The 12285-nt window shown below is 74.1% G+C and carries 8 protein-coding genes; 1 reads left to right on the forward strand and 7 read right to left on the reverse strand.

The genetic code is table 11. The features are described 5' to 3' along the window. Positions 1 to 26 precede the first annotated feature (26 nt). The 4 genes from LIX60_RS08570 to LIX60_RS08585 all read right to left on the reverse strand — a co-directional run bounded on the left by LIX60_RS08570 (position 27) and on the right by LIX60_RS08585 (position 7136). Positions 27 to 167, reverse strand: a complete 141-nt coding sequence (locus LIX60_RS08570) for a hypothetical protein (protein WP_019709886.1) — start codon at positions 165 to 167, stop codon at positions 27 to 29. 319 nt (positions 168 to 486) lie between these two features. Further along, a complete protein-coding gene (locus LIX60_RS08575) occupies positions 487 to 4119 on the reverse strand; it encodes a phosphodiester glycosidase family protein (RefSeq protein WP_227957919.1) in 3633 nt (1210 codons plus the stop codon). A 352-nt stretch (positions 4120 to 4471) separates the two neighbouring features. Beyond that, positions 4472 to 6103, reverse strand: coding sequence for an L-glutamate gamma-semialdehyde dehydrogenase (gene pruA, locus LIX60_RS08580; protein ID WP_227957920.1), 1632 nt, complete (start codon positions 6101 to 6103; stop codon positions 4472 to 4474). A gap of 106 nt (positions 6104 to 6209) precedes the next feature. Further along, complete coding sequence (locus tag LIX60_RS08585) at positions 6210 to 7136, reverse strand: proline dehydrogenase family protein (protein WP_227957921.1); 927 nt, start codon at positions 7134 to 7136, stop codon at positions 6210 to 6212. Between the two features lie 175 nt (positions 7137 to 7311). Between LIX60_RS08585 and LIX60_RS08590 the strand changes: the two genes are divergently transcribed. Further along, positions 7312 to 8553: a CdaR family transcriptional regulator gene (locus LIX60_RS08590; protein ID WP_227957922.1), complete on the forward strand. Its 1242-nt coding sequence runs from the start codon at positions 7312 to 7314 to the stop codon at positions 8551 to 8553. A 135-nt stretch (positions 8554 to 8688) separates the two neighbouring features. Here LIX60_RS08590 and serA read toward each other — a convergent pair whose 3' ends face one another. From serA to ilvN, 3 genes are all read right to left on the reverse strand, one after another. Beyond that, positions 8689 to 10281: a phosphoglycerate dehydrogenase gene (gene serA / locus LIX60_RS08595; RefSeq protein ID WP_227957923.1), complete on the reverse strand. Its 1593-nt coding sequence runs from the start codon at positions 10279 to 10281 to the stop codon at positions 8689 to 8691. A gap of 358 nt (positions 10282 to 10639) precedes the next feature. Next, a complete protein-coding gene (gene ilvC / locus LIX60_RS08600) occupies positions 10640 to 11638 on the reverse strand; it encodes a ketol-acid reductoisomerase (protein WP_019709892.1) in 999 nt (332 codons plus the stop codon). Positions 11639 to 11736: 98 nt separating this feature from the next. Next, positions 11737 to 12261 (reverse strand): acetolactate synthase small subunit, encoded by a 525-nt coding sequence (ilvN, locus tag LIX60_RS08605; protein WP_019709893.1) that lies wholly within the window; start codon positions 12259 to 12261, stop codon positions 11737 to 11739. Between the last annotated feature and the right edge of the window lie 24 nt (positions 12262 to 12285).

Genomic DNA, 12285 nt, shown 5'->3' on the forward strand with positions numbered 1-12285 from the left:
GTCGTGGCCGTCAGTGGTCCTGTGCGTCAGTGGTCGTGGCCGGTGGCGCCGCCGTTGTCCCGGCGGTCGAGGGCGCGCTGGAGGGCGGCGGCGGCTTCCTGCCGCGCGGTGCTGTCGGCGGTACGGGAAGCGGTACGGCGGCGGGTCCGGGCTGCGGTCGCGTTCATGGGGCACGTCTCCAATGCGGGAGGGGAACGGAAGGCACGAAGGGGTGCGGGGAGCGCGGGGATCACCGGAGAGGGGCGGGGGGCGACAGCGTGCGGCAGGGATCGCCTGCGAGGCACGGCCCGCGTCCGCCGGCCGCTGGATCAGCGACAAGCTCGGCTTCCTACAACGCTAGGACAGCCGGGCCGCGCTGTCTCCACAATTACTCGGACTTCCTACTATCTGAGACGGCGGATTCCGTACCGCTACGGACCGAGGACCGCCGGCTCCCTTCGGCCGGCGGCCCTCAGCCGTCCCTGCCCGCCCGTTCCGGTGCCGGGTTCAGCCCGTCCCGGTGGTGCCGGCCGGGGGCAGGGCCGGCGGCGGGGCGGCGATCCGCACGTCCCTCCGCTCGGTGACGCCGTTCACCGTCACCGCCAGGACCACGGTGGCCGGGCGCAGCGCCGTGAGGGTCCCGGTCACCGGGTCGTACGCGGCGGCGTGCCACGGCCGGGCACCGTCCGGGGAGCCGATGCGCAGATTCGGTGAGCCCGTCCAGTCGGCGCTCACCGGAAAGCCCACCGGGACCTGCCGCGCCGCGCTTCCCTCCCCCTGCGTCACCGCGGCGGTGACGCGGGCCGTCTCCCCGGCGGGCAGGGCGTCGGGACCGTCCATCCGCAACCCGTCGACGTGCGGGCGGGTGCGGACGGAGATCCAGTCCGGCCCGCCCTCCCAGGGCCGCTGCCGTGCCCTGGCCCGCTCGGCCCCGGTGATCCGGTCGACGCCCACCGTGGACCAGCCGGTGAACCCGCCCCGGCCGGGTGGCGCGGCGGGTGCCTTCCCGGCGTTGCCGTTGACGAGATAGGGGACCCCGCCGACCCGTGAGGCGTGGAAGACGCCCACGTGGGCGCCGATGACGGCGGCCCCCTTGCCGCTGGTGCGGCGGAAGTCCGCCAGCCAGCTCTCCAGCAGGGCCGCCTCCTTGCGGTCGGTGAGCTCCGAGGCGCGCTGCGGGGTGGGGTCGCGCGGCGGTACGTGCTGGACGACGATCACGGAGCCGGTGCCCGGGTCGGCGGCCGCCCGCTCCAGCTCTTCGCGGACCGCCCGGATCTGCGCGAGCCCGCCGCCGCGGACGGTCAGCCGGGAGGTGTCGAGGGTGATGAACCGGGTGCCCCGGTGGTCGAAGACCCGGTGACCGGGGCCGAACTCCTTCTCGAACAGCTCGATCGAGCCGCCCATCACCTCGTGGTTGCCGGGCACGTACACCCAGGGCACCGCGTCCCCGAGCTCCTCCTCCAGGACCCGGCGGGCGAGCGCCAGGTCCGCGGCCGAGCCCTCGTCGACCAGATCTCCGTTGACGAGGAGCAGTTCGGGGCGGGACGCCCTGATCTCGCGGAGGGTGAGCCGGGTCCGGCGGACCAGCGGGCCGTCCGGTTCCCGCGCGGTGAACTGGGCGTCGGAGAGCACGGCGAACCGCCAGTCGCGGCCTCCGGTCTCCGCGGCGCCGTCGATGAGCGGATCGGGCACCGGCTCGGCCGCGGGCAGGTCGATGTCCGGGGGCACCCGGGCCGTCAGGCCGTCGATGACGATCTCCCCGGTGTACTGCTTCAGCGGATCCGTCTCGGCGAGGTAGAAGCGGCGCACCCGCAGCGGGTGGACGGTGCCGGGCGGCACCTCGAACTCCACTTCCCGCCAGCCGGTCCAGGTGACGAACGGTCCGCGGAGCACCAGGCTCGTGTCCTGGTCGTCGACGAGATGGAGCGAGGGCCAGGCCCCGTTGCCGTCTCCCTTGATCCAGAGCCGGAAGGACTGCGGCTGCCCGGCGACGGGGATCCGGGAGGGCGGATTGGCGTAGGCGGCGCGGGTGGCCGTGGAGAGGGTGAAGTCGTAGCTCATCCGCAGGCCGGTGCCCTCGCGCCCGCCGGGGACGGCGGCGACCGAGCCGTCGGCCCGGGCCTGCGAGAACGTCCAGTCGCCGGCGTCGTCGAAGCCGGCGATCCCCCGCTCCTCCAGGCCGACGGTGACGCCGACGACGGCCGTGCGGCCCCGCACCGTCGCCTCGATCAGGCCGGAGCCGCCCTCCGTGCGGGCGGCGACGGTGAAGGAGCCGCGGCCGTCGGGGGTGACGGAGAACCGGGAACGGTCGTACTCCAGCCGGACGTCGGCCGGTTCGACGGGGGCCTCGGTGCCGTGGGCGTCCAGCCCCGTGATGCCGAAGGTGCCGGTGGCCGAGGCGTCCGCCAGGCCCACCCGGGGGGTGGTGGGGACGATCCGGTCGAGGGCGCCGATCACGGTCAGCCGCGCCGTGCCCCGGGCCGCCCCGCGCCGGGCCTCCACCTCGGCGGTACCGCCGCGCCGGGCGGTGAACACACCGTCATCGCCGATCCGGCCCGCACCGCCGGAGCGGACGCGCCACCGCGGGCGGCCGTCCGCGGGCCCGTAGGTCTCGTCGTGGCCGGTGGCGCGGAGGGCGCGGGTGAGTCCGGGGAAGACCCGGTCGGGCCGGCCGCCGAGGACGGGGCCGGTGGTCGGCGCGGTCTCCGGCGCGGTCACCGTCTCCACCCGGAAGCCGGTGAGCCGCCCGCTGCCCGCCGGGGCGGTGACCGCGAGGCCGTTGGAGACGGGGCGCGCCCTGCCGTCCGCCGGGCTGTTCTCCACCCGCGTGCCCGTGCCGCCCGCTTCCCGCGCGACCAGGGTGGAGGAGCCGCCGCCGTCCAGGTTGAGGGCGTTGTGCGCGCCCAGCTCCCGCATCAGCAGGCCGAGTTCGGTGAGGGTGGCGCCGCCGCTGTCGGCCTGCCGGCCGTCCACGGTCAGCAGGTGCATGGTGGTGCCGTCCCGGGAGAAGCCGACGGCCGTGCGCGGGGCGGGCTCGTTGTTGGGACGGCCCTCCCAGTCCTGGGGCTCCCCGTCGGCCACGAGCACTCCGCGGCCGCCGACGGCGGTGCGCGGTACGGGGCCGCCGTCGGTCCGCGGCCGGTACTCGGTGGTCACGGGGTCGCCCGGCCGCAGGGCGGCGAGGAGGTCCGCCCCGGCGTCCCGGCCGACGAGGACGGTGGTGCCCTCCGGCACCGGGCCCCGGCCGGGCCGTACGGCGGTCTCGCGGACCCGGCCGTCCGCGACGGTGACCTCGGCGGTGCGCCCGGCCCCGTCCACGGTGTGCGCCCGGTCGGCGTCGCCCCACTGCGGGGTGTACAGCCCGATGCCGCCGTCGGGGACCCGGGCGGCGTTGTAGGCGTGCAGGGTGTGGGTGCCGGACGGCAGGGTGACCGTGCCGTCGAAGTAGAGGGCGAGGATGCGGCCCGCGTCGTCCGGGCCGATGCCGGCCGCCGTCCGCGCCTCCCCGGACGGCATGCCGACGAGCCGGCCGTCCCGGATGCCGGGCCCGAGCGGCGCTCCGGTGCCGAGGTCGAAGAAGTCCGCGTTGACGGCGGCGACGGTGCGGCGGCCCGGGCCGGGGTCGTGCGCGGCGGCCATCTCCGGGACGGTGGCGCGTCCCGTCACCGTCCCGGAGGAGAGGTGGTCCACGCGGGCGCCGCCGCCGAGGTCGACGGTGAGGGCGTCGGCGCGCAGCCACGGCCCGGGCCGCAGCCGGTCGAAGGAGGTGAGGGCGACGCCGGGGGCGACGGGCCGGGTGCTGCGGGCCGTCTCAACCGCCCCCGCGTCCGGCCCGTCCGGGGCCGCGGCGCCGCCGCCGGACGGAGCGTCACCGGCCGGAGCGTGGGCCGGCGGCGGCGCGACGGGCCGTAAGGCGTCCGCCCGGGAGGCGGGCCGGGAATCGGTATCGGAAGCCGAGGCGGATGCGGAGGCAGAGGCGGTGGCGGGCGGTACGGCGCCGAGGACCAGCGCGGCGGCGGTGACGAGGACGGCGGCGGCACCGTGCCGCTCGCCCGGCCGGCGTCTGCGCCGGTGTCCGCGGTGGTGTCCGCGGTGGTGTCCGCGGTGGTGTCCTCCGGTACGGAATACGGCGAACGGCATGGATCCCCCTGCCCTGGACGGTCGTTCCCGGATGCGGTGCCACGGACGTGCGGTCGTACGGTCGCGCGGTTGGTGCCGCTCCCAGGCTGCCGCCGGACACCGCCGGTCCGCCAGACGCCATATCGGGCGGACCGGCGAACAGCGGGTTGACGGCCACCGCCGGCGCGGGGCCGGACGGAGCGCGGCGAACGGGCCGGCCCGGCCGGACAACTCCGTTCCGCCGTAACGGAGTTCGAACCGTGCGGGGCTGATCACCGGTGGACCCGCCGCGGGCCGGGACCGCGCCCCACGGCGGAGGCCCCGCACACCCCGGAGGAGGATGTGCGGGGCCTCCCGGCCCGCTGTCCGGCGCTCAGCCCATGTGCGGGTACCGGACCTCCACCGGCGGCACCAGGGTCTCCTTGATGGAGCGGGTCGAGGTCCAGCGCATCAGGTTCTGCTGGGAGCCGGCCTTGTCGTTGGTGCCGGACGCCCGCCCGCCGCCGAAGGGCTGCTGGCCGACGACGGCGCCGGTCGGCTTGTCGTTGATGTAGAAGTTGCCCGCCGCGAACCGCAGCTTCTCGCAGGCGTCGGCCGCCGCGGCCCGGTCCTGCGCGATGACGGCGCCGGTCAGACCGTACGGGGCGGCCGACTCCATCTGCTCCAGCATCGCCTCGTACTCCCCGTCCTCGTAGACGAAGACGCCGAGGATCGGGCCGAAGTACTCCTCACGGAAGATCTCGTTCGAGGGGTCGGTGGAGACCAGGACGGTCGGGCGGACGAAGTACCCCACGCTGTCGTCGTACGTGCCGCCGGCCACGACCTCTATGGCCGGGTCCGCCTTCGCCCGCTCGATGGCCGCCTTGTTCTTGGCGAAGGCGCGCTCGTCGATGACGGCGGAGAGGAAGTTCGACAGGTCCGCGGGGTGCCCCATGGGCAGGGCGTCGACCTCGGCCGTGAGCTCCTCGCGCAGCCCGTTCTCCCACAGGGAGCGCGGCACATAGGCGCGGGAGGCGGCCGAGCACTTCTGGCCCTGGTACTCGAAGGCACCGCGGATCATCGCGGTCCTGAGCACCGCCGGGTCGGCGGAGGGGTGGGCGACGATGAAGTCCTTGCCGCCGGTCTCGCCGACCAGCCGCGGGTAGGTCTTGTACGTCCCGATGTTCTCGCCGACCGTCTTCCACAGGTACTGGAAGGTCTTGGTGGAGCCGGTGAAGTGGATGCCCGCCAGCTCGGGGTGGGCCAGGGCCACCTCCGAGACGGCCAGGCCGTCACCGGTGACGAGGTTGATGACGCCCGGCGGCAGTCCGGCCTCCTCCAGCAGCCGCATCAGCAGCACGGCGGCGTGGGTCTGCGTCGGGGACGGCTTCCACACCACCACATTGCCCATGATCGCGGGTGCGGTGGGGAGGTTGCCCGCGATGGCGCTGAAGTTGAAGGGCGTGATCGCGTAGACGAAGCCCTCCAGCGGCCGGTGGTCGGTCCGGTTCCACACCCCGGGCGAGTTGGCCACCGGCTGCTCGGCCAGGATGCGGCGGGCGTAGTGCACGTTGAAGCGCCAGAAGTCGATCAGCTCGCAGGGGGCGTCGATCTCCGCCTGCTGGACGGTCTTGGACTGGCCCAGCATCGTCGAGGCGGCGATGGTCTCGCGCCACGGGCCGGCCAGCAGCTCGGCGGCCCGGAGGAAGACGGCGGCCCGGTCGTCGAAGGAGAGGGCGCGCCAGGCGGGCGCGGCGGCGAGGGCCGCGTCCACCGCGTCGCGCGCGTCCTGGACGGTGGCGTGGGCGGCGGTGCCGAGCCGCGCCGCGTGGTCGTGCGGCTGGACCACGTCGAAGCGTGCGCCGCCGCCCATCCGCCGGACGCCGCCGATGGTCATCGGCAGCTCGACCGGGTTGTCCGCCAGTTCTTTGAGTTTCGCCTCCAGCCGCGCGCGCTCGGGGCTGCCGGGTGCGTAGGTGTGCACCGGCTCGTTGACCGGCGCGGGGACCTGGGTCACAGCGTCCATGATGGCCGTTGTCTCCTTCGTTGCTGGGGTGTGCGGGGAGTGCGGGATACGGGATACGGAGGATGCCGAGGTTGCGGAGGTCCGCTCGCCGCGGCCGGCGCGGCCGTCAGCCGCGGGTGGCCAGGGAGCGCAGGAAGAAGGCCACGTTCGCCGGACGTTCGGCCAGCCGGCGCATGAAATAGCCGTACCAGTCGGTGCCGTACGGGACGTAGACGCGCATCCGGTGTCCCTCGGCCGCCAGCCGCGCCTGCTCCGCCTCCCGGATGCCGTACAGCATCTGGAACTCGTACTCACCGGGTTTGCGGCCGGCCCGGCGGGCCATCTCCTGGCCGATGGCGACCATGCGCGGGTCGTGCGAGCCGATCATGGGATATCCCTGCCCGGTCATGAGGATGCCCAGACAGCGGACGAACGCCCGGTCCACCTCGCGCCGCCGCTGGTGCGCCACGCTCGCGGGCTCCTTGTAGGCGCCCTTCACCAGCCGCACCCGGGAGCCCTCGCCGGCCAGCGCGCGGCAGTCGTCCTCGGTGCGAAAGAGGTACGACTGCAGCACGGCGCCGGTCTGCGGGAAGCGGCGGCGCAGTTCGCGGAGGATCGCCAGGGTGGAGTCCGTGGTGGTGTGGTCCTCCATGTCGAGGGTGACGGTCGTCCCGGCCTCGGCCGCCGCCTCGGCCACCGGGGTGATGTTCGCCAGGGCCAGGTCGTGGCCGCCGGGCAGCGCCTGGCCGAAGGCGGAGAGCTTCACGGACATCTCGGCCCGCTCCCCCAGGCCCAGGGCGGCCAGGGCCTCGCAGAGCGCCAGATAGGCGTCCCGGTTGCGGAGTGCCTCCGCGGGGTCGGTGATGTCCTCGCCCAGATGGTCGAGGGTCACCTCCAGGCCGCGCCCGGTGAGGGCCCGGACGGCCGCCACCGCGTCGTCCAGCCGCTCCCCCGCGATGTAGCGGTCCACGACGGGCCGGGTGACGGGGGTGGAGGAGACGAGACGGCGGACGCCGGCACTGCGCGCGGCGGCGAGGAGCACGGGTCCCAGCACGGGGCACCTCCAGGGGGCGGGACGGCCGCCGGCGGGGGTTCCGGCGGGCGGGGAGAACCTCCGTGAAACGTAAGGAATCCTCCGGCTGCCCGCCATCGACAGCTGTCACGCCGCCGTGGCCGCGATCTCAGACAGATGTATGAGAATGAAGGCCGGAACCGGGAAGGACGGTGGCATGCGCGGCGACTACCAGCAGCTCGTGGACGAGATCTCGGCGGTGCTGGCGGCCCCCGCGACCCTGGAGGACCGGGACTTCCGCCTGATCGCCTTCGGCGCCCACGACGACGGCACGGACGAGGGCACGGACGGCGGAGCGGGCGGGGAGGGCGGCGGAGCGGGCCCCGGAACGGGCGGCCCGGCGCTGGACCCGGTGCGCACCCGCTCGATCCTCCACCGCCGGTCCACCCCCGCCGTACGGGCCTGGTTCGAGGCGTTCGGCATCGGCCGGGCCACGGGTCCGGTCCGCATCCCCCCGGACCCCTCGGCCGGGGTGCTGATCGGCCGGATCTGCCTCCCGGTACGCCACCGGGGCGTGGTGCACGGCTACGTCTGGCTGCTGGACGACGGCCATCTGGCGGATCTGGAGACCGGCGCCGGCGGCGGCCCGCCGGACCCCAGGATCGACCGGGCCATGGAGACCGCCGCCCGGATCGGGGACCTGCTCGCCGCCGAGGCCCGGGCCGGGGCGGAACTCGGCGAGCTGCTGCGGGACCTGCTCACCGGACCGGCCGTCACCCGGGAGGCGGCGCGGACGGAGCTGCGGGCCCGGCTGGGCGGCGCGGCGGACGGCCCGCTGGCGCTGGCCGCGGTCGCGCCCTGGGCACTGGACGTGCCGGACGGGGAGGACGGCGGCCCGGTGCCGGGGCTGTCCGCGCTGCCGGGCGCGCTGGCCGTCTGCGCCGTACCGGACCAGGGGCTGGCCGTGCTCGTCCGGCCGCGGCCGGCGGACCCGGCCGACCCGGCCCGCGCGGCGGCGGACCGGCTGCTCCGCTCGCCCCGGGCGGCGGGCGCGGCCGCGGGGACCGGCGCGCCGCGGCACGGCCTGGCGGAACTGCCCCGTGCCTGGCGGGAGGCGCTGGCCACGGCCCGCGCGGCCCGGGCGGAACCCCGGCTGGGCCCGGTCGCGCGCTGGGAGGACATCGGCCCGTACCGGATGCTGACGGAGCTGCCCCCGGCCGCCGCGCCCGATCCGGCCGTCGCCGGGCTGCTCCGCCCCGAGCACGCCGAACTCGCCCGGACCGCCGAGGTGTTCCTCGACTGCGCCGGGCAGGCGGGCCGTGCGGCGGCGGCCCTGGCGATCCACCGGCAGACGCTCTACTACCGGCTGTCGCGGGTGGCCGGGCTCACCGGCCTCGACCTCGGCGAGGGCGAGGACCGGCTGCTGCTCCACATGGCCCTCAAACGCGCCCGGCTGTGAGCACCCGTGACGGGCCGGCGCCGGCCGCGTCCCCCTCTCCGCCCCCGGCACCGGCCCGGGACACGGCGCAGGGCCCGGCTCCCCCGTCATCGGGGAGCCGGGCCCTGTCACAGCCCCGGGGCGGAACCCGCCGGGTCAGTCCGCGAGGTTGACCGCGCGGGCCGAGGTGGCGCCGATCTCCTCGGCGATCTCGGTCAGCACGGACTGCGGGATGTCGTCGTCCACGGTGAGGACGGCGAGCGCCTCACCGCCCTGGGCGGCCCGCGAGACCTGCATACCGGCGATGTTCAAACCGGCCTCGCCCAGGATGCGGCCGAGGGTGCCGACGACACCGGGGCGGTCGGCGTACCGCAGGAACAGCATGTGGTCGGCGAGCGCCACCTCGACGTCGTGCTCCCCGACCGCGACGATCTTCTGGAGGTGCTTGGGGCCCGCCAGGGTGCCGGAGACCGAGATCTCCTCGCCGTCGGTGAGGGTGCCGCGCACCGTCACCACATTGCGGTGGTCCGGGGACTCCGAGCCGGTGGTGAGCCGGACCTCGACACCGCGCTCCTGCGCGAACAGCGGCGCGTTGACGTAGGAGACCGTCTCGTCGACGACGTCCTCGAAGACGCCCTTGACGGCGGAGAGTTCCAGCACCTTCACATCGTGCTGGGTGATCTCGCCGTACACCTCGACGTCGAGCCGGACGGCCACCTCGCCCGCCAGGGCGGTGAAGATCCGGCCCAGCCGCTCGGCCAGCGGCAGACCCGGGCGGACGTCCTCGGCGATCACGCCGCCCTGGACGTTGACCGCGTCCGGGACCAGCTCGCCCGCGAGGGCCAGCCGCACCGAACGGGCCACCGAGATGCCCGCCTTCTCCTGGGCCTCGCCGGTGGAGGCGCCCAGGTGCGGGGTGGCCACGACGTTGTCGAACTCGAAGAGCGGGGAGTCCGTGCAGGGCTCCTTGGCGAAGACGTCCAGGCCGGCGGCCGCGACCCGGCCCTCCTTGAGGGCGCTGGCCAGCGCGGTCTCGTCGACGATGCCGCCGCGGGCCGCGTTGACGATCCGCACCTCGGGCTTGACCTTGTGCAGCGCCTCGTCACCGATGAGCCCGAGGGTCTCCGGGGTCTTCGGCAGGTGGACGGTGATGAAGTCCGAGACCTCCAGCAGCTCGTCCAGCGTCAGCAGCTTGACGCCCATCTGCGCGGCGCGGGCCGGCTGGACGTAGGGGTCGTACGCGACGATCTTCATCCCGAAGGCCGACATCCGCTGGGCGACCAGCACCCCGATCCGGCCGAGGCCGACCACGCCGAGGGTCTTCTCGGAGAGCTCGACGCCGGTGTACTTGCTCCGCTTCCACTCGCCGTTCTTGAGGGCGGTGTTGGCCTGCGGGATGTTGCGCGCGGTGGCGACGATCAGACCGCAGGCGAGCTCGGCGGCGGTGACGATGTTGGAGGTGGGGGCGTTGACGACCATGACGCCGGCCTTGGTGGCGGCGGAGACGTCGACGTTGTCCAGGCCCACCCCGGCGCGGGCGACGACCTTCAGCTTCCGCGCGGCGGCGATGGCCTCGGCGTCCACCTTGGTGGCGCTGCGGACGAGGATGGCGTCCACCTCGGCGATGGCGGAGAGCAGCTCGCCGCGGTCGGCGCCGTTGCAGTGCCGGATCTCGAAATCGGGTCCGAGTGCGTCGACCGTGGCCGGCGACAGCTCCTCAGCGATCAGTACGACAGGTTTCGGGCTCACGTGGTCCTCAGTCCTCACTAGTCCTTGACGGACGGCCGTCCCGGCGGCCGAAGGCGGTGAAGGGCAGCCGCGTGGAAGACGCACGACGCTGTGAGCCTGACGCGCTTGTTCTTGCAGTGTATCCGCGTACGGGGACGCGCCCCGCGCCTCCACGAAAGATCCCGGGAAGGAGTCTGCCTTCTCCGGAACGGTCTTGTGGCGCGTTTGACGGCGCCCGTCCGGAGGACCCGGTTTCCCGGGGGACCGGACGGGTTCCGGAGGGGGCCGCGGTCCCGGGGCCCCGCCCGGAACCGGTGCCTCCGGCGGGCGGGGCCGCGGCTCGGGCCCGCACCCGCCGGCGCACCGCGCCGGGGCGGCGTCACGCCTTGTCGTCGACCCAGCTCATCAGCTTGCGGAGCTCCTTGCCGGTGGTCTCCAGCTTGTGGCCGGCGTCGGCCTTCTTGTACTCGTTGTACTTCGGGAGACCGGAGTGGTACTCGTCCATCCAGGTCTTGGCGAAGGTGCCGTCCTGGATCTCGGCCAGGACCTTCTTCATCTCGGCCTTGGTGTTGTCGTTGATGATGCGCGGGCCGGTGACGTAGTCGCCCCACTCGGCGGTCTCGGAGACCGACCAGCGCATCTTCTCCAGGCCGCCCTCGTACATGAGGTCCACGATGAGCTTCAGCTCGTGCAGGCACTCGAAGTAGGCGATCTCCGGCTGGTAGCCGGCCTCGACCAGGGTCTCGAAGCCCGCCTTGACGAGCGCGGAGGCGCCGCCGCAGAGCACGGCCTGCTCGCCGAAGAGGTCGGTCTCGGTCTCCTCGGTGAAGGTCGTCTTGATGACGCCGGCGCGGGTGCCGCCGATGCCCTTGGCGTAGGACAGGGCGAGCGCGAAGGCGTTGCCGGTGGCGTCCTGCTCGACGGCCGCGATGCACGGCACGCCGCGGCCCTCCTCGTACTGGCGGCGGACGAGGTGGCCCGGGCCCTTCGGGGCGACCATGCAGACGTCGACGCCGGCCGGGGGCTTGATGAAGCCGAAGCGGATGTTGAAGCCGTGCCCGAAGAACAGGGCGTCGCCGTCCTTGAGGTTCTCCTTGACCGACTCCTCGTAGACCTTGGACTGGATCGGGTCCGGGACCAGGATCATGATGACGTCGGCCTCGGCGGCGGCCTCCGCGGGGGTCACCACGCGCAGCCCCTGCTCCTCGGCCTTGGCGCGGGACTTGGAGCCCTCGGGCAGGCCGACGCGGACGTCGACGCCCGAGTCGCGCAGCGACAGCGCGTGGGCGTGGCCCTGGCTGCCGTACCCCAGGACCGCGACCTTGCGTCCCTGGATGATGGAGAGGTCGGCGTCGTCGTCGTAGAACAGCTCGGCCACTTCGGGTATCTCCTTGATCGTCTCGCGTTCCCTCACGGGGAAACCGCAGTGTGCGCCCCACCGTATGCCGGTGGGCGGCGGATGGTCGGGGGGTCTCGCTATGCGGATCGGTCGAGCGCGCGCAGCGACCGGTCGGTGATGGAGCGGGCGCCGCGGCCGATGGCGATGGTGCCGGACTGGACCAGTTCCTTGATGCCGTAGGGCTCCAGCATCTTGAGCATGGCCTCCAGCTTGTCGCTGCCGCCGGTGGCCTCGATGGTGACGGCCTCCGGGGAGACGTCGACGGTCTTGGCGCGGAAGAGCTGGACGATCTCGATGATCTGGGAGCGGGTCTCGTTGTCGGCGCGGACCTTCACCAGAACGAGTTCCCGCTGAACGGCGGAACCGGGCTCCAGTTCAACGATCTTCAGCACGTTGACGAGCTTGTTGAGCTGCTTGGTGACCTGCTCCAGCGGCAGCGACTCGACGTTCACCACGATGGTGATCCGGGAGATGTCGGGGTGCTCGGTGACACCGACGGCCAGCGAGTCGATGTTGAACCCGCGGCGGGAGAACAGCGCGGCGATCCGGGCCAGGATGCCGGGGGTGTTCTCCACCAGGACGGAGAGCGTGTGCTTGGTCATGGGACTGGGTCTCTCTTCTTCTTC

The sequence above is a fragment of the Streptomyces sp. S07_1.15 genome, assembly GCF_020739505.1.
Classification (GTDB): Bacteria; Actinomycetota; Actinomycetes; order Streptomycetales; family Streptomycetaceae; genus Streptomyces; species Streptomyces xinghaiensis.